Source organism: Vescimonas sanitatis (genome assembly GCF_049060325.1).
In the GTDB taxonomy this organism is placed as follows: Bacteria; Bacillota; Clostridia; order Oscillospirales; family Oscillospiraceae; genus Vescimonas; species Vescimonas sanitatis.
The window spans coordinates 233,393-256,169 of record NZ_JBMGPW010000001.1 but is presented as its reverse complement, the minus strand read 5'-3'; the positions used below and the strand labels follow the sequence as shown (position 1 = coordinate 256,169).

21 protein-coding genes and 1 other annotated feature are annotated in these 22,777 nt (G+C 59.7%); of the genes, 6 read left to right on the top strand and 15 right to left on the bottom strand.

The window, feature by feature from the left end; all coding sequences use genetic code 11:
* Window positions 1-36 precede the first annotated feature (36 nt).
* The 6 genes from tyrS to dxs form a co-directional block, all read right to left on the bottom strand.
* Complete coding sequence (tyrS, locus tag ACOMDU_RS01330; protein WP_421128685.1) at window positions 37-1,263, bottom strand: tyrosine--tRNA ligase; 1,227 nt, start codon at window positions 1,261-1,263, stop codon at window positions 37-39.
* Window positions 1,264-1,336: 73 nt separating this feature from the next.
* Window positions 1,337-1,585: a binding site (T-box leader), on the bottom strand.
* Between the two features lie 72 nt (window positions 1,586-1,657).
* Complete coding sequence (gene recN / locus ACOMDU_RS01325) at window positions 1,658-3,334, bottom strand: DNA repair protein RecN (RefSeq protein WP_421128684.1); 1,677 nt, start codon at window positions 3,332-3,334, stop codon at window positions 1,658-1,660.
* Window positions 3,335-3,349: 15 nt separating this feature from the next.
* Complete coding sequence (gene argR, locus ACOMDU_RS01320; RefSeq protein ID WP_421128683.1) at window positions 3,350-3,802, bottom strand: arginine repressor; 453 nt, start codon at window positions 3,800-3,802, stop codon at window positions 3,350-3,352.
* Entirely contained in the window at window positions 3,792-4,670 is an 879-nt protein-coding gene (locus tag ACOMDU_RS01315; protein ID WP_421128682.1) for an NAD(+)/NADH kinase, read from the bottom strand. The genes argR and ACOMDU_RS01315 overlap by 11 nt, the downstream gene beginning before the upstream one ends.
* Window positions 4,667-5,485 (bottom strand): TlyA family RNA methyltransferase, encoded by an 819-nt coding sequence (locus tag ACOMDU_RS01310; protein ID WP_421128681.1) that lies wholly within the window; start codon window positions 5,483-5,485, stop codon window positions 4,667-4,669. Before ACOMDU_RS01310 ends, ACOMDU_RS01315 begins: the two co-directional genes overlap by 4 nt.
* Entirely contained in the window at window positions 5,482-7,329 is a 1,848-nt protein-coding gene (gene dxs, locus ACOMDU_RS01305; protein ID WP_421128680.1) for a 1-deoxy-D-xylulose-5-phosphate synthase, read from the bottom strand. Before dxs ends, ACOMDU_RS01310 begins: the two co-directional genes overlap by 4 nt.
* Before the next feature lie 433 nt (window positions 7,330-7,762).
* Here dxs and ACOMDU_RS01300 point away from each other — a divergent pair, with 433 nt between their 5' ends.
* The 3 genes from ACOMDU_RS01300 to ACOMDU_RS01290 are packed head-to-tail and all read left to right on the top strand — an operon-like array spanning window position 7,763 to window position 8,672.
* A complete protein-coding gene (locus tag ACOMDU_RS01300) occupies window positions 7,763-8,011 on the top strand; it encodes a hypothetical protein (protein ID WP_421128679.1) in 249 nt (82 codons plus the stop codon).
* Window positions 8,012-8,029: 18 nt separating this feature from the next.
* The gene (locus tag ACOMDU_RS01295; protein ID WP_421128678.1) at window positions 8,030-8,401 is read left to right on the top strand and encodes a hypothetical protein; all 372 of its coding nucleotides are present in this window, start codon (window positions 8,030-8,032) and stop codon (window positions 8,399-8,401) included.
* Complete coding sequence (locus ACOMDU_RS01290; protein WP_421128677.1) at window positions 8,358-8,672, top strand: hypothetical protein; 315 nt, start codon at window positions 8,358-8,360, stop codon at window positions 8,670-8,672. The genes ACOMDU_RS01295 and ACOMDU_RS01290 overlap by 44 nt, the downstream gene beginning before the upstream one ends.
* A 222-nt stretch (window positions 8,673-8,894) precedes the next feature.
* Here the strand turns inward: ACOMDU_RS01290 and ACOMDU_RS01285 are convergent, their stop codons facing one another.
* Together ACOMDU_RS01285 and ACOMDU_RS01280 are read right to left on the bottom strand one after the other, a co-directional pair.
* Window positions 8,895-9,893, bottom strand: a complete 999-nt coding sequence (locus ACOMDU_RS01285) for a GGGtGRT protein (RefSeq protein ID WP_022135940.1) — start codon at window positions 9,891-9,893, stop codon at window positions 8,895-8,897.
* Window positions 9,894-9,911: 18 nt separating this feature from the next.
* Entirely contained in the window at window positions 9,912-10,604 is a 693-nt protein-coding gene (locus ACOMDU_RS01280) for an iron-sulfur cluster assembly scaffold protein (RefSeq protein WP_321044869.1), read from the bottom strand.
* 229 nt (window positions 10,605-10,833) lie between these two features.
* Here ACOMDU_RS01280 and gltX point away from each other — a divergent pair, with 229 nt between their 5' ends.
* From gltX to ACOMDU_RS01265, 3 genes are all read left to right on the top strand, one after another.
* Window positions 10,834-12,315 carry a glutamate--tRNA ligase gene (gene gltX / locus ACOMDU_RS01275; RefSeq protein WP_421128676.1) on the top strand — a complete coding sequence of 494 codons (1,482 nt, stop codon included), beginning with the start codon at window positions 10,834-10,836 and terminating at the stop codon, window positions 12,313-12,315.
* Window positions 12,312-12,914, top strand: coding sequence for a stage II sporulation protein M (locus ACOMDU_RS01270; protein ID WP_421128675.1), 603 nt, complete (start codon window positions 12,312-12,314; stop codon window positions 12,912-12,914). Before gltX ends, ACOMDU_RS01270 begins: the two co-directional genes overlap by 4 nt.
* 73 nt (window positions 12,915-12,987) lie before the next feature.
* On the top strand, window positions 12,988-15,090 hold the full coding sequence (locus ACOMDU_RS01265) for a glutamine synthetase III family protein (RefSeq protein ID WP_421128674.1): 2,103 nt from the start codon (window positions 12,988-12,990) through the stop codon (window positions 15,088-15,090).
* Between the two features lie 76 nt (window positions 15,091-15,166).
* Here the strand turns inward: ACOMDU_RS01265 and ACOMDU_RS01260 are convergent, their stop codons facing one another.
* The 7 genes from ACOMDU_RS01260 to rapZ form a co-directional block, all read right to left on the bottom strand.
* Entirely contained in the window at window positions 15,167-15,688 is a 522-nt protein-coding gene (locus ACOMDU_RS01260) for a DUF4364 family protein (RefSeq protein ID WP_022135935.1), read from the bottom strand.
* A gap of 107 nt (window positions 15,689-15,795) precedes the next feature.
* A complete protein-coding gene (locus ACOMDU_RS01255) occupies window positions 15,796-16,632 on the bottom strand; it encodes a hypothetical protein (protein ID WP_421128673.1) in 837 nt (278 codons plus the stop codon).
* Between the two features lie 98 nt (window positions 16,633-16,730).
* Complete coding sequence (locus tag ACOMDU_RS01250) at window positions 16,731-20,225, bottom strand: DNA polymerase III subunit alpha (protein ID WP_421128672.1); 3,495 nt, start codon at window positions 20,223-20,225, stop codon at window positions 16,731-16,733.
* A 12-nt stretch (window positions 20,226-20,237) separates the two neighbouring features.
* The gene (locus tag ACOMDU_RS01245; protein WP_421128671.1) at window positions 20,238-20,666 is read right to left on the bottom strand and encodes a C-GCAxxG-C-C family protein; all 429 of its coding nucleotides are present in this window, start codon (window positions 20,664-20,666) and stop codon (window positions 20,238-20,240) included.
* Window positions 20,663-21,568 carry a DNA-binding protein WhiA gene (whiA, locus tag ACOMDU_RS01240; protein WP_421128670.1) on the bottom strand — a complete coding sequence of 302 codons (906 nt, stop codon included), beginning with the start codon at window positions 21,566-21,568 and terminating at the stop codon, window positions 20,663-20,665. Before whiA ends, ACOMDU_RS01245 begins: the two co-directional genes overlap by 4 nt.
* Before the next feature lie 11 nt (window positions 21,569-21,579).
* Window positions 21,580-21,789 (bottom strand): hypothetical protein, encoded by a 210-nt coding sequence (locus ACOMDU_RS01235; RefSeq protein WP_022135930.1) that lies wholly within the window; start codon window positions 21,787-21,789, stop codon window positions 21,580-21,582.
* Between the two features lie 44 nt (window positions 21,790-21,833).
* Entirely contained in the window at window positions 21,834-22,688 is an 855-nt protein-coding gene (gene rapZ / locus ACOMDU_RS01230; RefSeq protein WP_421128669.1) for an RNase adapter RapZ, read from the bottom strand.
* Window positions 22,689-22,777 lie beyond the last annotated feature (89 nt).

Sequence of the window (22,777 nt, the reverse complement as noted above, 5' to 3'; positions counted from 1 at the left end):
AAAACGATGGCAATAATTACAGATGCAGCGCACAGCTTACACCAAAACAGCCTTGTGGAACATCTTTTTGCCCTTTTTGATGACCACGCCGTCGCCGGTGAACTGTTCGCAGCCGAAGGTCGTCTCAATGGCCGCCACCTTCTCATCGTTGACGGAGACGCCGCCCTGCTGCACCAGCCGGCGCGCCTCACCCTTGGAGGCCGCCAGACCGCACTTCACCAGCAGGGTCAGCACGTCGATGCTGCCGCCGCCGAAATCATCGTTGGTCAGCTCGGTAGTGGGCATATGCTCCGTGTCGCCGCTGCCGGCAAACAGCGCCTTGGACGCGGCCTTGGCCTTCTCGGCCTCCTCCTCGCCGTGCACCAGCTTGGTCAGCTCGTAGGCCAGGATCTCCTTGGCCTCGTTCAGTTGAGAGCCCTCCCAGGTGGACATCTTGTCGATCTCCTCCAGCGGCAGGAAGGTCAGCATACGGATGCACTTCAGCACGTCGGCGTCATCCACGTTGCGCCAGTACTGGAAGAACTCGAAGGGGCTGGTCTTGTTGGGGTCCAGCCACACAGCGCCCTTGGCGGTCTTGCCCATCTTGTTGCCCTCGGAGTTCATCAGCAGGGTGATGGTCATGGCGTGGGCGTCCTTGCCCAGCTTCTTGCGGATCAGCTCGGTGCCGCCCAGCATATTGCTCCACTGGTCGTCGCCGCCAAACTGCATATTGCAGCCGTAGTGCTGGAACATGTAGTAGAAGTCATAGCTCTGCATGATCATGTAGTTGAACTCCAGGAAGCTCAGACCACGCTCCATACGCTGCTCATAGCAGCGGGCGCGCAGCATGTTGTTCACGGAGAAGCAGCCGCCCACCTCACGCAGCATCTCGATGTAGTTCAGGGGCTTCAGCCACTCGGAGTTGTACAGCATCAGCGCCTTGCCGTCGGAGAAGTCGATGAACTTCTCCATCTGGCGCTTGAAGCACTCCGCGTTGTGCTTGATGGCGTCCTCGGTCAGCATCTGACGCATGTCGGTGCGGCCGGAGGGGTCGCCGATCAGGGTCGTACCGTCGCCGATCAGGGCGATGGGCTTGTTGCCCGCCATCTGCAAACGCTTCATCAGGCACAGCGCCATAAAGTGGCCCACGTGCAGGCTGTCCGCCGTACAGTCAAAGCCGATGTAGAATGTGGCCTTGCCGTTGTTGACCATCTCGCGGATCTCTTCTTCATTTGTGACCTGTGCGATCAAACCGCGGGCCACCAGTTCCTCATAAATACCCATAGCTTCAATTTCCTTTCTGTATGTTCATTTGTTTTCTTGTGACAGGGAATAAAAAACGCCCCCTGTCATCTCGACAGAGGGCGATGCAGACGCTCGCGGTACCACCTCATATTCGCCATGCCCTCGCAGACACGACCTCGTTGGGTGCAGACACACCCTACCGCTGTAACGGGCGGACCCGACACATCCCTACTGGCTCACGCGAACGTTCGGGAGGCTGCTCCGGGATGTATTCACCCATTTCTTCCTCTCCTCCTTACACCGGCCGGAGGCTCTCTTTGCAGGTCTGAAATGCGCTACTTATTCCCTTCATCGCTGTTACAGTATCAAGTTGAGGTTATTGTAGCAGATTTTTTTCGTTTGTCAACCACTATTTTCATGTTGCGAAAAACAGCTACAGCTCCGCCCGGAATTTCTCCGCCTGTACCAGCAGCTCCTCTGCCCCGTCCAGCATGGTCTGGGACACATGGCTGCCGCCGGTGAGCCGCGCCAGCTCCCGCCGCCGCTGATCTCTGTCCAGCCGCCGCACCTCTGTATAGGTACGGCCGCCTCTTTCGCCCTTCTCTACGGAGAAGTGCGTGTCCGCCATAGCCGCCAGCTGCGGCAGATGGGTCACGCACAGCACCTGCTTTCTGCGGCTGATACGCGCCATCTTCTCCGCCACCTTCTGGGCCGCCCGGCCGGAAACGCCGGTGTCCACCTCGTCGAACACCATCGTCCCCACGTGATCCTGCTCACTGAGCACGTTCTTCATAGCCAGCATGATCCGGGCCAATTCGCCGCCGGAGGCGATCTTGTGGATGGGACGCAGCTCCTCGCCCACGTTGGCAGACATCAAAAACCGTACCGTGTCCATGCCGTCGCTGTCCAGAGGCTTTTCTGCAAAGTCCACCGCAAAGCGTATCTTCCCCATGTCCAGCTGCTGCAGCTCGGCGAGTATCTGCGACGTCAGCTGTTCCGCCGCCGCCTTTCGCGCGTCGGACAGCGCCTGCGCCGCCTGCCGTGCCTCCTTCTCCGCCTTGGACAGCGCCTGCTCCAGCCGCGCCAGCGTGTCACCGGCATCCTCGATCTGCGCCAGCTCCGCCTCGCACCGGGCCTGGTAGTCCAGCATATCCTCCACGGTCGCGCCGTACTTCTTTTTCAGCCGGTACAGCAGGTCCATCCGGCTCTCCACCCGGTCCAGCTCACCGGGCGACACATCCAGCTCGCCCCGCTTGTCCTCCACGGTAGCCGCGATGTCGTAGACCTCGCTGTACGCCTCCCCCAACCGTTCATACAGCTGGCCGAAAGCGTCATCCAAATGGCGTACGCCACCCAGCGCGTCCTGGGCCTGCCGCAGGGCGCTCAGCGCCCCGCCGCCGCTGTCGTCGCCGTTCAGGGCATAGTCCGCCCCGGCCACCGCGTCCAGGAACTTCTCCGCGTTCCGAAGCATCCCCCGCCGCGCTGTCAATTCCTCTTCTTCTCCGGGCTTCAATTTTGCCCGACGAAGCTCCTCGATCTGATATTGCAGGGTATCCACCCGCCGGGCTTTTTCTGCCTCATCCATCTGCAGCGCCCCGATCTGCCGCCGTATATCTGTAAAGTGCTTATACTTCTCAGCATATGTATTTATAAGGCTTCCCGCCCTGCCAAAGCTGTCCAGATACACAATGTGCTGCTCCTCGTCCAGCAGCTGCTGCCCGTCATGCTGTCCATGAATGTTCAGCAGCTGGGCACCCAGCGCCCGCAGCTGTCCCACTGTTACCGGACGGCCGTTGACCCGACATACGTTTTTACCGTCGGTCTGGATCTCCCGCTGCAGCAGCAGCGTCCCATCCGCCTCCGGTTGGATGCCCAGCGTCTCCGTCAGCTCTGGTACCGTGCCGGAAAAAGCCGCGCTGACAAACGCCTTTTCGGCTCCGGTGCGGATCAGCTCCCGGCTGGTCCGCTGCCCCAGTACAGCGCTCAGACTGTCGATAACAATGGACTTGCCCGCGCCGGTCTCACCGGTCAGGGCATTGAACCCCGGTGCGAATTCGATATCCGCCGCCTCGATAATAGCGATATTCTCAATATGCAGCAGCTCCAGCATACCGATCTTCCCTCCTCAGCGCAGCATTTGCCGCACCTGTTCGCAGAAATCCGCCGCGTGGGCACTGTCGTGAAATACCAGCAGCACCGTGTCGTCGCCGGCCAGCGTACCCACGATATCCGTATCCTGCATGCTGTCCAGCGCAAAGGCGGCGGCGTTGGCCATGCCGTTCATCGTCTTGATGATCGCCAAATTCTGGGCGTTTTCCGCCGATACGACGCACTCCCGAAAGATCGTCTGCAGCTTCTCCTCAAAATTCAGCTTGGGCATCTGCGCCGACACGGCATAGCGATACCCACCCTTGCCGTCCGGTGCCTTCATCAGGTGCAGCTGCTTGATGTCCCGGGAAACAGTGGCCTGCGTGCAGGCAAAACCCCGTACCGCCAACAGCTGCATCAGCTGCTCCTGTGTCTCCACAGCTGTCTCCTCAATGATCTGCAATACCGCTGTCTGCCGGTCATTTTTCATGCTTCAGCGCCTCCATCCCCATCTTTGAATCCAGTATCTCACAAAAGCTCTTTTTACTCAGCCGCACCAGCTTCGTCACGAACTTGGACTGCCGTGTCCGCACCACATCGCCGTTTTTCAGCGAAAACGCCTTCCCGCCGTCCACAGACAGATATACGAACTTCCGATTGGCGTCTGCCGTTTCCACCAGCAGCGTGTGCTCCGGCGAGAGCACGTAGCTGCCCGCCCGGGTCGAGTGGGGGCAGATGGGCGTCAGCAGCAGATTGTGAGCCGTGGGCTCCACGATGGGCCCGCCGGCCGCCATAGAGTACCCCGTGGATCCGGTGGGCGTGGACACAATGGCCCCATCGCCGGTGATCCTGGTCAGCCGGCCCTCCTCCGTGGATACATCCAGCCGCACCACCCGGGCCACACTGCCCTTTGAGATCACCGCGTCGTTCAGCGCGATATTGTTGTATACGGGCTTACCCTCCCGCAGCACGGTCACGTCCAGCATCATCCGGGACTCCACGGCAAAATCCCAGCTTTTCAGGTCACGCAGCCGTTCCAGCTCATTTGGCTCCAGCTCGGACATAAAGCCAAGGCTCCCCAGATTGATGCCCAGCACCGGCACATTGTGCAGCGCCACTGTCCGGGCCAGATGCAGGATCGTACCGTCGCCGCCGAAGGCGATGAGCATATCCGCCCGCTTGATCTCCTGCTGTAACTGCCGGATGGGCACACCCAGCTGATCGTCATACCCCTCCCGACTGAAGGGCAGACATACCACCGTTTCAAAACCGAGCCCCTCCAGCAGCTCCCTGGACCGCTTGGCCACGGTCAGCTCGCTGTCCCGATAGGGATTTGGGCAAAGGATCACACGTTTCATATCTCCCCATGACCTTCCTTCAACGCAGAATGTGAGGCGTCCACCAACGCCCGCAGGTCAGGGACGCAGTCCGCTTCCCCGCCCTTTTTCAGATAGCCGAGGTACTCGATATTTCCCTCCGGCCCGCGGATAGGAGAATATGTAATACCAAGAACTGTAAAGTTATTTTCCTTTGCATGACGCAAGAAGCTCTCCAGCACCTCCAGGTGTACTGCCGGGTCACGGATGACGCCCTTTTTCCCTACTTTTTCCCGCCCGGCTTCAAATTGCGGCTTGATGAGGCAGGCCACCTCACCGCCCTCGCACAGCAGCGTATATAGTGCCGGAAAGATCAGCTTCAGTGAGATAAAGCTCACGTCGATGGACGCAAAATCCAACGCCTCCGGTATCTGCTCCGTGGAGAGATACCGCGCGTTGGTCCGTTCCAGACACACCACCCGTGCATCGCTCCGCAGCTTCCAATCCAGCTGTCCGTAGCCCACATCCACAGCATAAACCTTTGCCGCGCCATTTTGCAGCATACAATCCGTAAACCCGCCGGTGGACGCGCCGATGTCCGCGCACACCTTGCCCTCCAATGTGATGGGAAAGGTCTGCATGGCCTTTTCCAGCTTCAGTCCGCCCCGGCTCACATACCGCAGGGCGTGACCCCGTACCTCCACACTGGCGTCCTCCGTCACCGGTGTCCCGGGCTTGTCCGACCGCTGTCCGTCCACGAATACCAAACCTGCCATAATGGTGGCCTGGGCTTTCTGGCGGCTCTCGCACAGCCCGCGTTCTGTCACAAGCACATCCAGCCGTATTTTTTTGCTCATGCCAATACCTCCCGCACCGCCTGTGCGATTCCCTCTGCGTCCAGACCGAGGGCGTGCCGCAGCTCTACCGTGGACCCCTGGCTCGGGAGCGTCGTGCCGACGCTTCGCAGTACCAGCTTTTCCGTGCCCGCACCCTGCTCCAGCAGCAGCGCGCCCAGCCGTTCGCCCACCGCGCCGGCGCGGAGCTGATCCTCCGCGGCCACTATGCGCTTTACGCCGGCCAGCGCCCGGCAAATACCGCTGCTGTCCAGCGGCGCGACCCGGTTCAGCTTTACCACCCGGGCGGAAACGCCCTCCCCCGCCAGCAGCGCCGCTGCCCGCAGCGCCTGCTGCGTCAGGATACCGTAGGTCACGATAGCCGCGTCTGTCCCCTGACGGAGCACCGTCACTGATTCATCGCCGCAGTCGCCGTCATAGCCGTCCTCGCCGCCCCGGGGATACCGCACCGCCACCGGTCCGTCCATCTCCAGCACCGCCCGCCGCAGCATCTGCCGCAGCTCGGCAAAGCTGGCGGGCGCGAGCACCGTCATGCCCGGTATCTGGCTCAGGTAGTCCAGACAGCCGTGGTGTGTCTCGCCGTCTGCGCCCACGATGCCGCAGCGATCCACCGCCAGCACCACATGGAGCTTCTCCAGCGCCATATCCTGCACCAGCATATCGTAGCCCCGCTGCAAAAAGCTGTCATACACGGCAAACACCGGTATCAGCCCCTGCTTGGCCATACCGCCGGCCATAGCCACACCGTGGCCCTCCGCAATGCCCACGTCAAAAAACCGCCGCGGGAACTCCCGTGCAAAGCCTGTCAGACCTGTGCCGTCGGCCATGGCGGCGGTGATGGCGCACACGCGCCTGTCCTCCCGCGCCAGCTGCCGCAGTGTCTCGCCGAACACATGGGAGAACGTTTCTTTGCCTGCCTGCCGTACCTTTCCGGTGGCCGGATCAAAGGGCCCTACGCCGTGGAACTTCTCCGGCTCCCGCAGTGCATAGTCGTATCCGCTGCCCTTCACGGTGTGGACGTGTACCAGCACCGGGCGCCCGGCCTCTTTGGCCGCCTGCAATACCGCTGTCAGCCGCTGTACGTCGTGGCCGCCCACCGGACCCATGTACGCAAAGCCCATATCCTCGAACACGGTGCTCACCGGCGGCAGCAGCGTCTTTTTCAGCGCTGTTTTTACCTCGTGGCTCCACTCATACAGTGTTCGGCCCGCCGGCAGCTTCTCCAGTGCCTTGCGGTAACGCTTCTTGAATTCGTAATACTCCGGGTCCGTCCGCATCTTCGACAGCTGCTTGGACAGCCCGCCTACATTCCGGTCGATGGACATTCCGTTATCGTTCAGAATGACCACCAGCGGTTCGCCGCTGCCGCCGGCGTCGTTGAGCCCCTCAAAGCTCAGCCCGCCGCCCAGCGCACCGTCGCCGATAACGGCCACCACATGGTAGTCCTGCCCCAGCAGCGTCCGCGCCCGTGCCATGCCCAGCGCTACCGACACCGAATCCGACGCGTGCCCCGCCATAAAGGCGTCGTGCACACTCTCATAGGGCTTGGGAAAGCCTGACAGTCCGCCAAACTGCCGCAGCGTATCGAACAACTCCCGTCGGCCGGTCAGTGCCTTGTGCACGTAGCATTGGTGCCCCACATCCAGCACCAGCCGGTCCGTGGCTGTGTCGAACACCCTGTGGATCGCCACCGTCAGCTCTACCACACCCAGGTTGGATGCCAGGTGCCCGCCGGTGCGGGATACCTGCTCCACCAGAAAGCACCGCAGCTCCCGGCACAGCGTAGCCGTCTGCTCCTCGGACAGACATTTCACGTCTGCCGGGCTGTTGATCGTCTCTAAAATCAAATCTGTCTCCGTCCTTTATCACACAGGTATCATACAGGTATTATACAGGCAGGCATAAACGCCTATACTCCTAATCTTAATTGGCACATTATTGTATCACATTTGTACCTGATTTACAACTGTATTTCCAACTGTTTATGCAAAGCATCCTGCATAAACAGCCGCCTTTGTCCAGCTGTCACCAGGCATTGCTCAATACCCCAAGTTGGTACGCCAAAAATGTATCAGGTGCTCCGCGATACGATCTAAGGCGAAGGCAGGTATCGGCTTCGTCCTTGGGCAGACGGAGCAGGACGCGGGGCACGTCTATCTCCGCTCCTGTATCGCCCTGTAAAATGAAAACGTTATGCCTGTCAGCCAAGGCTGACAGGCACTTTTTTCGTCCCGCGCACATAGGATATACCTGTAACGAACCCTATAAGGAGGTCATTCCATGAATGAACAGGATATTGTCAACAAGCTGAAAAGCGACCCCCGTGCATTGAAGTCTGTCATGCAGTCACAGGACGGCCAAGCACTGCTGAATATGCTCTCCGGCGGCAACAGCGCCGCACTGGGTCAAGCAGCGCGCCAGGCTGCCTCCGGTGACACGGCAGCTTTGAGCGCCATGCTCTCTCGTGTACTGTCCAGCCCACAGGGCGCGGAGCTGGTGCAGCGTCTGGAAAACAAGCTTCAACAGTAACGGAAAGGAGGACACAGCGTGGACGACGTCAACGAAAAACTCAACGCGCTGCTGTCCGACCCCGGCAGCATGGCGCAGATCATGCAGTTGGCGCAGCAGCTCTCTGGCTCCATGGGTGGCGAGAACACACCGCCATCTCCTCCGTCACCTCCTCAGGCGGTCCCATCACCTGCGCCACTGCCGGCCATTGATCCCCAGGTCATCGCCAAATACCTGCCACTGCTGCAGGAGCTGACCCGCGACACCAGCCAAACCACCCAACTTCTCTACGCGCTGCGTCCTTTCCTGAAGGACGATAAACAGGACAAGGTTGCCCGCGCCGCAAGGCTGGCGCGGCTCATCACCATTGGCAAGCGATTTCTTTCGGAAGGGGGCGGTTTCCCTGTATAACCGCTACATTCGCGGCGACGATGGCGTCTATACACGTGTTCCCGTGGACGAAGCGCCGCCGCGCCCCAATCCGCCGCCGAAAGGTCCTCCTCCGCCGCCACCGGAGCACGGTGCACCGGAGCGCAGCTTCTTCAACGACCTGCTGGAAAAGCTGCACCTCGGCGATTTAGACGCCGGTGATCTGCTGCTGTTGTTCCTGCTGTTCTATCTCTCCAGGCAGAAAGCCGACGAGGAACTGCTTATCGCCATCGGCCTACTGCTGATCCTGTGACTTCCAGTATTTACATTTGCAAAATGGTTACAAAACGGTTACAATGTACCCAGTCTTGCAAGGCAAATACCACAAGGAGGTACAGCAACTATGTTCTGCAATTTCGACTGCGCTTCCCTGCTGAAGCTGCTGTGCGGCTTTTTCGGCAAGTGCTGACGCATATACACACATAAAAACATCCCCCGACAGTCTGTCGGGGGATGTTTTGCGTGTAAAATGAAATTACTTCACAGCCTCCGCCACCGCAACAGCCACGGCCACGGTCGCGCCGACCATAGGATTGTTGCCCATGCCCAGGAAGCCCATCATCTCCACATGCGCAGGGACGGAGCTGGAGCCGGCAAACTGCGCGTCGCTGTGCATACGGCCCATGGTGTCGGTCATGCCGTAGGAAGCGGGACCGGCGGCCATATTGTCCGGGTGCAGCGTACGGCCGGTGCCGCCGCCGGAGGCCACGGAGAAGTACTTTTTGCCCTGCTCGATGCACTCCTTCTTATAGGTGCCGGCCACAGGGTGCTGGAAGCGAGTAGGGTTGGTGGAGTTGCCGGTGATGGACACGTCCACGCCCTCATGGTGCATGATAGCCACACCCTCGCGGACATCATCGGCGCCATAGCAGCGGACATCGGCGCGCTCGGTCTCGGAATAGCGAATCTCGCGGACGATGTTCAGCTTGCCGGTGAAATAGTCAAACTGAGTCTGCACATAAGTGAAGCCGTTGATGCGGCTGATGATCTGCGCAGCGTCCTTGCCCAAACCGTTCAGGATGACCCGCAGAGGTTCCTTACGTGCCTTGTTTGCGTTGCGAACGATGCCGATAGCACCCTCGGCAGCGGCAAAGGACTCGTGACCGGCCAGGAACGCGAAGCACTTGCTCTCATCGCTCAGCAGCATGGCGCCCAGATTGCCGTGGCCCAAGCCTACCTTGCGGTCCTCGGCCACAGAACCGTCGATGCAGAAGGACTGCAATCCCTCACCGATCTTCCGTGCGGCGTCGGCAGCGGTCTTGACACCGGACTTCAGCGCGATGGCCGCACCCACGGTATACGCCCAGCAGGCGTTCTCAAAGCAGATGGGCTGAATGCCCTTGACGATCTCATAGGGGTCGAAGCCCTTCGCCTTGCAGAGCTCGCGGCACTCCTCCACGGAGCCGATGCCGTACTGCGCGAGGACGCCGTTGATCTTATCGATACGTCTTTCGTAACTTTCAAACAGAGCCATTTTGTCGTCCTCCTTCTCTTATTCCTGGCGCGGGTCGATATACTTCGCCGCGTTGTCCCACTGGCCGTAGTGGCCGGTGGCGTTCTTCAGGGCTTCGTTGGCATCCACACCCTTCTTCACGGCGTCCATCATCTTGCCCAGGCTGATGAACTCGTAGCCAATGATCTCATCCTTGTCGTTCAAAGCCAGCTTGCTGCAATAGCCCTCGGCCATCTCCAGATAGCGGGGACCCTTTTCGCGGGTGCCGAACATGGTGCCCACCTGAGAGCGCAGGCCCTTGCCCAAGTCCTCCAGAGACGCGCCCACAGCCAGACCGTCCTCGGAGAAAGCGGACTGAGTGCGGCCATAGACGATCTGCAGGAACAGCTCGCGCATGGCGGTGTTGATGGCATCGCACACCAGGTCGGTGTTCAGCGCCTCCAGAATAGTCTTGCCGATCAGAATCTCGGAAGCCATGGCGGCGGAGTGGGTCATACCAGAGCAGCCGATGGTCTCCACCAGCGCCTCCTCGATAACGCCGTTCTTCACATTCAGCGTCAGCTTGCAGGCACCCTGCTGGGGTGCACACCAGCCGATACCGTGGGTAAAGCCGGAAATATCCCCGATCTGCTTGGCCTGTACCCACTTGCCCTCCTCGGGAATGGGAGCCGGACCGTGATAAGCGCCCTTGGCGACAGGACACATATGCTGTACTTCCGTCGTGTAGATCATAGTGACGATGTTCCTTTCTGTGTTATAGTCGTGCCTTGCGGCGGGTAAAACGAAATGGCGATCCATGTATCATGGCCGCTTCGCAGTTATTATACCAAATCTCCCCACAAATTGCAAGAAACATTCCAAACATTTGGACATTCTGCGAAATCGTCCGTAAGCATTGACTTTTCCCGTAAAACCAGTATACTATTATAGTATTTTTAACAAGTAACGGAGGTCCACCCCTATGTCTGACGCCGCTTATTTTACCGAGATGGAAGCCAAGATCCCCACGGGCAAGGTCCGCACACGCTTTGCACCGTCCCCTACCGGTTATATGCACATCGGTAATCTGCGTACTGCCCTGTATACCTGGCTCATTGCCCGCAGTAACGGCGGCACGTTTATCCTCCGCATCGAGGATACCGACCAGGGACGGCTGGTGGAGGGAGCTACCGACGTCATCTACCGCACCATGGCCGAGTGCCATCTGAACCATGACGAGGGCCCCGACATCGGCGGTCCCGTGGCTCCCTATATCCAGTCCCAACGTCGGGATACCTACGGCAAATACGCCCGCTTGCTGGCGGAAAAGGGCGGCGCCTATTACTGTTTCTGCGAAAAGTGCGCCTCCGAGGAGGACACCGGCGACTTCGACCGGGCCGACGACCCCTGCCGCGACCTGCCGCTCACCGAGGCGCTGAAGCGCGTGGACGCCGGCGAGCCTTACGTCATCCGCCAGCGCATCCCCAAGGAGGGTACCACCACGTTTCACGATGCCGTTTTCGGCGACATCACCGTGGAAAACAGCACGCTGGACGATCAGGTGCTGCTGAAGCGGGATGGCCTGCCCACCTACAACTTCGCCAACGTCATCGACGACCACCTGATGGGCATCACCCATGTGGTACGCGGCAGCGAGTATCTGTCCTCCGCGCCCAAGTACGACCTTCTTTACCACGCTTTCGGCTGGGAGGTACCCACCTATGTCCACTGCTCCCCCGTCATGCGGGACGCGCAGAACAAGATGTCCAAGCGCCACGGCGACCCAAGCTATGAGGACCTGAAGGCAGAGGGCTATCTGACCGATGCCATTCTCAACTACGTTGCTCTGCTGGGCTGGAGTCCCAGGGGTGAGTTGGCGGAGCAGGAGATCTTCTCTCTTGATGCGCTTGTCAAGGCGTTTGATCTGACCGGTATTTCCAAATCTCCCGCCATCTTCGACAAGGCCAAGCTGGATCATTTCAACGCCGTCTACCTGCGTGCCATGTCCCCGGAGGACTTCGCCAAGGCAGCCGAGCCCTACATCCGCCAGAGCGTCAAGGGCGACTTTGACGTGGCGGCCATCGCCGCGCTGCTGCAGGCGCGCTGCGAGCGTCTTACAGATATCCCGGAGAAGGTGGACTTCTTCGATGCGTGCCCGGAGTACGACGTGGAATTCTTCACCAACAAGAAATCCAAGACGAACCCGGAGGTCTGCAAGGCCATGCTGGAGGCGGCTATTCCCATGCTGGCGGCGCTGCCCCGGTGGACGGACGAGGCCATCCACGATGGCCTGATCGCCTTAGCTGAACAATTGGGTGTCAAGAATGCCACCCTCATGTGGCCGGTACGTATCGCTGCTGCCGGCAAGCTGGTCACCCCCGGCGGCGCAGTGGAGATCTGCCGCATCCTGGGCCGTGATGAAACGCTCCGCCGTCTCCGCGCCGGCCTGGAGAAGCTGGCATGAAAAAACAGCTTTGTGCCATCGCCGCGTTCTGGCACAGGGAATACGGCCGATTTGTCGGCATAACTGCCCTTGCTTTTTTGGCACTGACCGTGCTGGCTTACATTGTCGGAAGACTTGTCCCCAATGTTCCCGTAACCATTATACGCACCTTCAACGAGAGCATTGCAGACGCCGGTATTATCCGCGATGATGGCAGCTTCAGCGCGCTGGCCCTGTTCGGCAACAACCTTCGGGCTATGGTGATGACCGTGCTTTATGGTTTTATACCATTCCTGTATCTGCCGGCACTGTCTCTGGGACTCAACGCTGCGATCATCGGTATGCTTGCCGCACTGATGGATGGCCAGTGGCTTCTGTTGTTGGCCGGTCTTGTGCCTCACGGCATCTTTGAGGTCCCCGCCCTGCTGCTCAGTCTGGCCGCCGGACTCTGCCTGTGCAGAAATATCAATCGATACATCCGCTGCAACGAAAAAGGTATGATGAAGCCCCTGCTTCTGGACCTGCTTCGCGTGGTGGGATTGCTGGTGGTACCACTGCTGACCCTGGCCGCTGTGATGGAGGCCTATGTCACTCCGCTGGCTATGCAGCTGTTCATGTAAGCCCCGTTTCCCATACGGTTTGTTTTTCCCGCGGCGCCGCCGCGTACTTGATTTTGAAAGGATTGATCCCGCAATGTGTGAAAAGACCACGAACGTTCCCGCTCTGTTTGGCAAAATGGTGTTTGGTGAGCAGCAGATGCAGCAGCGTCTCCCCGCCGCCGCCTACCAGAAATGGCAGCAATGCCTGGCCCAGGGAACGCCGCTGGATCGTACCACCGCCGGCGAGATCGCCAACGCCATGAAGGACTGGGCCATTGAGAAGGGTGCTACCCATTACACCCACTGGTTCCAGCCTATGACCGGCGTTACCGCCGAAAAACACGACAGCTTCATCACCCGCGACGGCAAAGACGGCGTGGTCATGGAGCTCAGCGCCAAAGAACTCAGCAAGGGCGAGGCAGACGCCTCCTCCTTCCCCTCCGGCGGTCTCCGCGCTACATTCGAAGCCCGCGGCTACACCGCCTGGGACCCCACATCTTACGCTTTCGTCAAGGACGAGACGCTGTATATCCCTACCATTTTCTGTTCGTACAGTGGGCAGACGCTGGACAAAAAAACGCCTCTGCTGCGCTCTATGCGTGTGCTGGACAGGGAGTGCATCCGTATCCTGCGGCTGTTCGGCAACACCGAGGCGCAGCATGTCACGCCGCAGGTAGGCCCTGAGCAGGAGTACTTCCTGATCGACGAGAAGGTATACCGTCAGCGGGAGGATCTGAAGCTGTGCGGCCGCACGCTGTTCGGCGCCCGTCCCTCCAAGGGGCAGGAGCTGGACGACCACTATTACGGCGCCATCAAACCCCGGGTAGCCGCGTTCATGCGGGAGCTGGATCAGGAGCTGTGGAAGCTGGGCGTGCTGGCCAAGACGGAGCACAACGAGGTTGCGCCTGCCCAGCACGAGATCGCGCCCATCTACTCCGATGCCAACAGCGCCTGTGACAAAAACCAGCTGACCATGGAACTGCTGAAAAAGGTAGCCGCCCGCCACGGTTTGGTGTGCCTGCTCCATGAAAAGCCCTTTGCGGGCGTCAACGGCAGCGGCAAGCACGACAACTGGTCCCTGGCCACTGACACCGGCGAAAACCTTCTGAAGCCTGGCAGCACCCCCAGCCAGAACGCCCAGTTCCTGCTGTTTCTAGCCGCTTTTATCAAGGGCGTTGACGAGTACCAGGAAATGCTGCGCTGCTGCGTGTCCTATCCCGGCAACGACCACCGTCTGGGCGGCAACGAGGCCCCTCCCGCCATCATCTCCATCTTTCTGGGCGATGAATTAACGGCTATTCTTGATGCCATCATTCAGGGCACTGAGTATGTGGACATCACCAAGAAAAAGCTCACCATCGGCGTGGACACTTTGCCGGAGATACCCCAGGACACCACAGACCGCAACCGCACATCTCCCCTTGCCTTCACCGGCAATAAGTTCGAGTTCCGTATGCTGGGCTCCTCTCAGTCCATCGCCAGCCCCAATGTGGTGCTGAACACCATCATGGCCGAGGAGCTGCGCCAGTTCGCCGATATTCTGGAAAAGGCAGACGACTTCCAGTCCGCCCTCCAGAAGCTGCTGCACGACATCTTCACCGCCCACCAGCGCATCATCTTCAACGGCAACGGCTATGATGACGCCTGGGTACAGGAGGCCAAGCGCCGGGGCCTGGCTAACCTGCGGGACACGGTGGACTGTATGCCTGCCTACATCGACCGGAAGAATGTAGAGCTTTTCACCAGGCACGCTATCCTCACCGAGACGGAGATGCGCGCCCGGTACGAGATCCACCTGGAAAACTACTGCAAGGTGTCTGCCATTGAGGCCAGCACCCTGCTGGACATGGTCCAGCGTCATATTCTCCCCGCCGCCAGTGCTTACGCCGACCGCCTAACCCAGACGGCCTTTCACAAGGAGAACAGTGTCCCGGCCTTGTCCGCCCGCATGGAAAAGACTCTGGCCCAGCGTGTTACCGACCTGGGTGAGAAGCTGTTTGATACCTGCGAGGCGTTGCACGCTGCCCTCAGCGATGCTCCCGCCGCGGATGGCGGTATCGACGCCGCACGGTACTACCGCTGCGAGATCGTTACCCGCACCCAGAAGGCCGGCGAGCTGATCGGCCGGCTGGAATCGCTGGTGGACGCCAAGGCGTGGCCGTATCCCACCTATGCGGATATTCTTTTCAGCGTGTGATCCAAAACATTGTAATTCTGTACAGAACTCACTCTCCTCGCAAAAAGCCTCCCCGGTCGGGGAGGCTTTTTCTTTCTTATTTTCCGCGAAGCGCCGCAACGATCTGCGTGTATACCTTCTCCGGCTCCCTCCGGAACCGTTCCGCCAACGCCTCGGCGTCGGCCTTATCGGCCACCATCAGATCCAACGTCATCAGGCTATCCACATCGTCCCGCAGCCGCAGCTCCACGGTGAACGTCCCGTTTTCACGCGGCGTCACCCGTCCCTGCACCTGCTGCCGCCGCACCGCCGCCTTGTTCCAAGCCGCGATATGCCTGTCTGACAGCTGCCTTACGGAATATGGCAGGCTGCTCTCGCAGATACCGCTGTTTCTCCGTCCCTTTTCCGTGATGATGTACTGTCCGTCTTCCGTGACACGCAGATGCTCTGTCTTCACCAGGTCACCCAGACACTCCGCATAATCAAAGTAGTCGATGCCCTCGTCGCACATGGTCATGTCCTGCAAGTCGGCTCCGTCCACCGGTTCCGTCAGCCGCGACACAATGTACAGGATCAGGAACTTGATCTCCAGCTTGTCCTGAATGAACGCGATACCCACATCGCCCACCTCCTTTTTTGGTATTATACGCAATTTTTACCCGCTTGTAAAGCGAAACCCCGCGAAAAAAAGCAGAGGACGGCGATAGCCGTCCTCTGTTCTGCTTCTCAATGGCACGCACAGTAGTTCTTGGTGCTGTTATAGTCACAGGGCGTCTCCACCGCGTTGGGCGGGAAAAACTCGTTCATGGGGAACGCCACACTGCGGAACAGCCCGCAGGGATCCTCCTGGCTGCCGCAGTCGCACTCGCTCTGGGGCACGCAGTAGTCATATACCGGCACCAGCAGCTGCGTATCGCGCTCCAGCCGCACCAGTGTAAATTGTCCCAACGTCACGTACAGCCGCCGCGCTGCGCTGTCGTCGAACACCAGCTCTCCACCGAAGCTCTGCGCCACAAAGGACGGGATCTCCGACAAACAACTGCCTGTCGAGACAGGGACCGGTACCTCCGCTACACGGGTGTCCAGCACGATGGGGTCCACGGCCTCCACCACGGCGATAGGCAGATTGGTCCGTATCCGTCCCGGCACATCCAACTCGTCGAACACCGTGTCCGAGGAGAATATCTTGGCGTTTCCTTCGCTGCCGAACAGGATACACCGCTTGTCGAACACGCACAGCCCTTCCACCTCAGTGTATCGCGGCGTGCCGGTACACACCTGTAAAGTCACCCGGTAGTAGAAGCGCATATCCACCGAATAGAACCCCCGGTTGAACGTCACCGGCTCCACATCGGTGTAGACGTATAGCAGCTCCGCTGTGCCGCCCTTGATCATCTGCGACGCGCTGAGCACCTCCTGCGCCGCCGCCGTGGGGTAAAAGCGCAGATCCTCCACGCAGTCCTTATCCCTGCATGAGTCAAATATCTTCCGCGTATGGATGCACACAGCCTCCCGGACGTTCCCCAGGTCGCAGACCGGTCCCGGCATTACATTTTCAGGCATAGAATGACCTCCCAATAAGTAGTGAAAGACGGCCTCTTTCATTCCACTCTATGCCCAAAAGGCAAAAAGGGTGCGGCCCGCAGGCCGCACTCTGACACTCATTCGCTCTTTTCCTTCCTCCGCACCACAACGTTCTCCGGCCCAAGCCATTCCCGGCACTCCTTCAAAAACGCCGGATGGTCCATGCAGAAGCCGCCCCACAGCTTTCCTGTGTCGGCGATCCGTATCTTCAGCGGCACCTTCCCTTCGAACATGGTCGCCACCAACAGCAGATGGCTGAACGCCGGGTCATCGATGCTCTTCACCCGCAGATACACCGCCGCCGTGTCGCTCTCCGCGGCCTTGCTGTCCTGCAGCGCCCCCACGCCGCAACTCTCCAGCGGGAATACCACGTCCGGCACGATCTGCGGCGGCTTTTCGTCCCGCAGGCTCAGCCGTCCCTTGATAAGTACCGGGCTGTTCACTGCCAGATAGCTGCCGCATCGTTCCAGCACCCGAGAAAAGCACAGAAGCTCCATGGATGCCGTCTCGTCCTCCAGCACCACATAGGCCATCAGCGAGCCGTTCTTGGTGGGCCTGGTCTTGCTGGACGCCACGATGCCCGCCACCGTCACCGGCATCCCGTCGGCGAACCGCGTGGGGCCCTCCTCGCCGTTCACGTCCTCCAATACCTCGTTCAGCGTCACCGCGCCGCTGTCCCGCGCCGTGGCGCGATAGTCCACCATGGGGTGCCCGGACAGATACAGCCCTGTGGTCTCCTTCTCCATGTGCATCCGCTCCGTGGCGGTAAACTCCGGAATGTCCGGCATCACCACCGTCTCCACGGTGCTGTTGGCGGCGCTCATGCCGAAGAAATCGATCTGGCCCTCCACGTTCCGCCGCCGCACGTTGCCGATGCCGTCCAGCACCTTCTCATACACCGCCAGCAGCTGCGACCGCCGCGCCCCCATGCTGTCGAAGGCGCCGCTGCGGATCAGGTTTTCCACCGCCCGCTTGTTCATGTCGCCGCAGTCGTACATCCGGTCGCAGAAATCCTGCAAAGACGTAAAGCTGCCGCCCTGCTCCCGCTCCCGGACCACCGATTGGATAAAGCCCCGTCCGATGTTCTTGATGGCCACCAGGCCGAACCGTATGCCGCCCGGCTCCACGGTGAACCGATCGCTGGACCGGTTCACGTCCGGCGGCAGCAGCGCGATGCCGCAGTCGCGGCACTCCCCGATATACCCCGCCACCTTGTCGCTGTTGTCCAGCACGCTGGTCAGCAGCGCGGCCATATACTCCTTGGTGTAATGGCACTTGAAATACGCCGTCTGATACGCCACCACCGCGTAGCTCACCGCGTGAGCCTTGTTGAAAGCATAGTTGGCAAAGTCGTATATCTCGTCGTAGATGGCCTGCGCTGTCTTCTCGTCGATACCGTTGGCGATACAGCCCTTGATTCCTCGTTCCGCATCGCCGTATACGAAGGCCTGACGCTCCTTCTCGATCTCCTTGGCCTTCTTCTTGCTGATGGCCCGGCGCACCATGTCCGCCTGCCCCAGCGAAAAGCCGCCCAGCTCCTGGAAAATGCGGATAACCTGCTCCTGGTACACGATGCACCCGTAGGTGACCGACAGTATAGGCACCAGCCTTGGGTGCTTATACGTCACCAGCTTCGGGTCGTGCTTGCAGGCGATAAACCTCGGAATGGACTCCATTGGTCCCGGACGGTACAGCGCGATCACGGCGGTGATATCCTCAATACTCTGTGGCTTCAGCCCCACGCACACACCGGTCATGCCCGTGGACTCGATCTGGAACACGCCCGCCGTCTGTCCTCGGGAGATCATGTCATAGGTCTCCGCGTCGTCGTCCGGTATTTTGCTCAGCGCGAACTCTGGCTCCCGCTGCTGCACCATCTTCACGGCGTCATCCAGCACCGTCAGGTTCCGCAGCCCCAGAAAGTCCATTTTCAGCAGGCCCAGCTCCTCCAGAGTCGTCATCACATACTGGCATACTACCGCATCGTCGTTCCGCGCCAGCGGCACATATTCGTATACCGGCAGTTTTGTGATGACCACGCCTGCCGCGTGGGTAGATGCGTGCCGCGGCATTCCCTCCAGTGCCATGGCTGTGTCGATGAGCTTTTTGACCTTTGGCTCCTCCCGGTACATATCTGCCAGCTGCTTCGATAGCTTCAGCGCCTCCTGCAAGGTAATATGCAGCGCCCCCGGCCCTGCCGGTACCAGCTTCGCCACAACATCCACCTCGGCGTAGGTCATGTTCAGCGCCCGGCCCACATCCCGTATGGCTGCTCGGGCGGCCATGGTACCGAAGGTCACGATCTGGGCTACATGGTCGTCGCCATATTTTTTGCGGACATATTCCACCACCTCACCCCGCCGCGTGTCGCCGAAGTCCATGTCGATATCCGGCATAGACACACGCTCCGGGTTCAGGAACCGCTCAAAGTACAGATCGTACTTCATGGGGTCGATGTCCGTGATCTCCAGGCAGTAAGACACCATAGATCCGGCCGCGCTGCCGCGCCCTGGTCCCACCGGTATTCCCCGGCTCTTGGCGTACCGCACAAAGTCCGACACAATGAGGAAATAGTCCGTAAAGCCCATTTTCTCGATCATGTCCAGCTCATAATCCAGCTGCTTCCGGTATTCCGGCTTTGCCTGACCGTACCGCTGAGCAAACCCCTCATCACATAGTTTCCGCAGATATGTAGGCGAGTCGTACCCCTCCGGCAGCTTGAATTCCGGCAAGTGGTACTTGCCGAAGGTGAATTCCAGCTGGCACTCCTCCGCGATCTTTTCCGTGTTGGCCACCGCGTCCGGATATCCGGCGAACAGCGTCTCCATCTCCTCTGTGGAACGGATATAAAAATTCCGCGGCTCATACCGCATTCGGTTCTCGTCATCCACCGTCTTGCCGGTCTGGATACACAGCAGCACGTCGTGGTTTTCTGCATCCTCCTTCCGCAGATAGTGGGCATCATTGGTACACACCAGGGGTATCCCCGTTTCGTTGTGCAGCCGCAAAAGACCCCGGTTCACCTCGGTCTGCTCGGCGATGCCGTGGTCCTGTAATTCCAGGTAAAAGTCCTCACCGAAAATTCCCCGCATCTCCAGTGCATATGCCTTGGCTCCGTTGTAGTCACCATTCATCAGCCGCTTGGGAATTTCTCCTGCCAAACAGGCCGACAGGGCGATCAGCCCGTCGGAATGGGCGCGCAGCAGCTCCATATCGATACGCGGCTTGATATAGAACCCCTCGATATACGCCTGCGACACCATGTATGATAGGTTTCGGTACCCCGTCTCGTTCTTGCACAGCAGCACCAGATGCCGAGACTCCGCATCGAACTCATGCTGCTTGTCGAACCGTGTCCGACGCGCCACATATACCTCGCACCCGATGATGGGATGAATGCCCTCCGCCTTGCAGGCGCGGTAAAAGTCCACTGCGCCGTACATGACGCCGTGGTCGGTAATGGCGCAGGCCGTCTGCCCCAGCTCCTTTACCAGCTTCGGCAGGTCCCGTATCCGACACGCACCGTCCAGCAGACTGTATTCCGTATGTACATGCAGATGCACAAATCCCATACCTGTTCTCCTTTACTTCTCCCCTATCATCCCGCACAGTATCTCCGCCGCGCTGAGAATAAGCAGCCCGCAGTGGTCCCCTGCCGCCAGTGCCATGGCCGTGTCAGTGGGCTGCAATTCCTTCTCCGCCAGCAGTTCCCGGCAGTTGAGATGCTTAAATCTCTCCATAAACCGCCGCTGGTATTCCTTGGTGATCTCCGCGGATTTCGCCTTGCTGGCGGCCATTTCCGGAAACGCGCAGCCCAGGATCATCACAGGCGCGTTTACCGCCCCACAGATGTTCCCGCTTCGCACGCCGCCGCCTAACCCCGCACCGACAGCCAGCGCTTGGGTCTCCGTAATACCCATTACATCTGCGAATGCCGCCAGCAGCGCCTGGGCGCAGTTGGCCCCGTTTTTTCTGTACGCCTCCGCGCGTTCGCACCGTTCTCTCATGTTCATAGCTCCTTAGCCTCCTCCATCAACTTTCTCATTCGATGGTTCATGCACGACTTTGTTACCGGCGGGTCGCACTTCTCTGCCAGCTGTACCAGCGACAGCTCCGGATATTCCAGCCGCAGCGCCGCGGTTTGCCGCAGCTTTTCCGGCAGCTTGTCCCACCGGGCGCTGCGGCGCAGCTTCTCGATGGCGCCCACCTGCTCCTGCGCCGCGTCCAGCGTCTTGTTTACGTTGGCCATATCGCAGTTCATGGCCCGGTTGGCGCCGTTGCGTATCTCCTTGTCCACCTTCGCCGTCATGATGTCCATGGCCGCCGCCGGTGCGCCGATCTTCGTCAGAAAGTCCTCGATATGCTCTGACTGCTTGAAGTACAGAAGTGCATCCGCGCCGCGCCGTATGGAACGTGGCAGGAACCCCATCTCCTCCATCAGCGCCTGTACCTCCCGGCTGGCCGGCACATGACTGGTGGCCAGCTCCAGATGGTACCGCTTCTCTGGGTCGGTGACGCTGCCTCCCGCCAAAAATGCCCCCCGCAGGAACGCCGTCCGGCAGCAGTCCTCCTCCAGTATTCCGAAGTTCACGTGCAGCGCCGTCAACTGCCTCGCATCATAGCCAAGTGTGTTGATGATCTTTTCCAACTTTTCCGGCGCTGTGATGCCGAAGATCAGCTTTCCTTTGCCGTTCGTTTCCTCCGGTACCCGGTCGAATTTCACCCCAAAAGCCTTCTGAAACAGCTTTGGCAGCCGCGCGGCGAAGTCTCCGTTCTCCGTGATGATCCGTATCTCTCCGGGCGTGAACGTGTTGCCGTACAGCAGCACACCGTAGCCCTCGGCCCGGGCGCAGCACTGGCGGCCTATCCCCACGCGGCACAGCTCATTTTTTACCTTTCCCGCAAATGAGATCATGACCCTTCACCTCACTGTTCCGCACGGCGGAAAGCCACCGTTTTTGCCTTCATGGATATCTTTTCCACCCGGTAGCCGTATGCCGCAAGCTCCTTTTTATACGTTAGGAAGGCGTGGTCGATGGGCACACCGGCAATACGTCCTATTTCCTCGAACGACAGCGTAAATTGATCCCGTCCATCCTTAAACACATATTCCCAGAGTTTATCGTATTTGCTCATACATCGTCTCCTGTTTTTGCTCCGACCGCAGGTGCGGAACACACTTACCGCCCCATATCCCTGTGGCTTTCCGCCACGGAAAAGCCCAACGCGTCAATGTATGCCGCCAGCCGGTGCGCCACAGCTACAGATCGGTGCCGACCGCCGGTACAGCCTACAGCCAGCACCAGCTCCGTCCGCCCCTCCTGTCGGTACTGGGGCAGTAAATAATCCACTATCGGCGTCAGACGCCGCCAGAATTCCTCCGTGGCCGCCGCGTTCATCACATAGTCGCGCACCGCCACATCCAGCCCGGTCAGCCTTTTTAACTCCGGCACATAGTAGGGGTTTGGCAAAAACCGCACGTCCAGCACCAGGTCTGCCTCCGGTGGCAGGCCGTTCTTGAACCCGAAGGACAGCACCGTCACATGCAGTCCTCCACCGCTGCCGCCGCCCAGCAGCGTCAGCAGTGTGCTACGCAGCTTGGCCGTAGAAAATGCCGACGTGTCCAGCACCAGGTCCGCCTGCGCCCGCACCGGTGCCAGCATCGCCCGTTCCCGCGCTACCGCTTCTTCAATGGAGGCCCCGTCACCGCACAGAGGATGGCTCCGCCGTGTCTCCTTATAGCGGTTGATAATGGTCTTGGTGTCCGCCTCCAAAAACAGCAGTCGACATCGCAGGCCCTGCCGCCGCAGCTCTTCCACCGCGCCGGTCAGCCGGTCAAAGGGCTCCCCGGCCCGCACGTCGTACACGAAAGCCAAGCGGTCATACCGGCCGCCGGCGGCCGCGCAGAACTCGGCGAATTTGACCATCATCTCCGCCGGCAGGTTGTCCACGATGTAGTAGCCGCTGTCCTCCAGACAGATGGCGGCGCGGCTCTTTCCCGCACCGGACATTCCCGAAATAATGAGTATTTCCAATTCAGTATCCTCCCCCGCCGTCAAGCGTGATTCGGAATCCCGTCAAAAACAAGCCCGGTACGGCGTTATTTTTGCTGCACTTTTGCGTT